Below are 958 nucleotides of genomic sequence, written 5' to 3' on the forward strand. Positions count from 1 at the left end.
CGGCGGTCCCGGCGAGGCCGGCCTGATCACCGTCCGCGGCCGGCAGCTGCTGGCCGAAGCGGACGTCGTCGTGGCCGACCGGCTGGGCCCGCGCGACCTGCTCGACGAGCTCGACGACGCCGTGCGGGTCATCGAGGTCGGCAAGGCGCCCGGAAACCACCTGGCCGGCCAGGACGAGATCAACGCCATCCTGGTCCGCGAGGCCCAGGCCGGCCAGCTGGTCGTTCGGCTCAAGGGCGGTGACCCCTATGTGCTGGGCCGCGGCGGCGAGGAGGCACGCTTCTGCCGGGACCGCGGCGTCGACGTCGAGGTGGTCCCCGGGGTGACCAGCGCGATCTCGGTTCCCGCGGCCGCGGGGATTCCGGTAACCCACCGCGGGGCAGCCACCGGATTCAGCGTGGCCACCGGCCACGAGGAACTCGCCGAGCTTCCGGCCCGGCCCGACCACACCCTCGTGCTGCTGATGGGCGTCCGCCGGCTGGCCGACTCCGTCGCGGCGCTGCGCTCGCGGGGCCTCGGCCCCGGGACGCCGGTGGCCATCGTTGAACGTGGCTGGATGCCCGACCAGCGGGTGACCATCGGCACGCTCGACACCATCGCCGGGCAGGCGGCACGCATCGGCGTCCGGAATCCGGCAGTCATCGTGGTGGGGGACGTGGTCCGGCTCAGCCCGTATGCACCCGAATACCTCGCCCCGCAATCCAGCATCCATCCCGTTCCCGACCGTCATGAGGAGCATTCCCTTGAGCGATAGCACCATTCCCAACCAGGCCCTTTCAACGCGGGCCCTGCGCATAGCCGTGGTGGGCGCCGGCCCCGCCGGCGTCTACGCCGCCGACCTGCTGACCAAGAGCGAACCGGTAGCCTCCGGCGAACTCACCGTCAGCATCGACCTGTTCGACCGCTACCCGGCGCCCTACGGGCTGATCCGCTACGGGGTGGCCCCGGACCACCCGCG

General features: G+C 72.5%; 1 protein-coding gene and 1 pseudogene. Both read left to right on the forward strand.

What is annotated here, in order from left to right; all coding sequences use genetic code 11:
- Nucleotides 1–754 (forward strand): uroporphyrinogen-III C-methyltransferase (cobA, locus tag ACFQ36_RS22960; RefSeq protein ID WP_377017904.1); only part of this gene is annotated, 754 nt, incomplete at its 5' end.
- Nucleotides 729–958: pseudogene (locus ACFQ36_RS22965) on the forward strand (pyridine nucleotide-disulfide oxidoreductase); the annotation flags it as partial. The gene cobA and the pseudogene ACFQ36_RS22965, both read left to right, overlap by 26 nt.

The sequence above is a fragment of the Arthrobacter sp. GCM10027362 genome (assembly GCF_042679445.1).
Classification (GTDB): domain Bacteria; phylum Actinomycetota; class Actinomycetes; order Actinomycetales; family Micrococcaceae; genus Crystallibacter.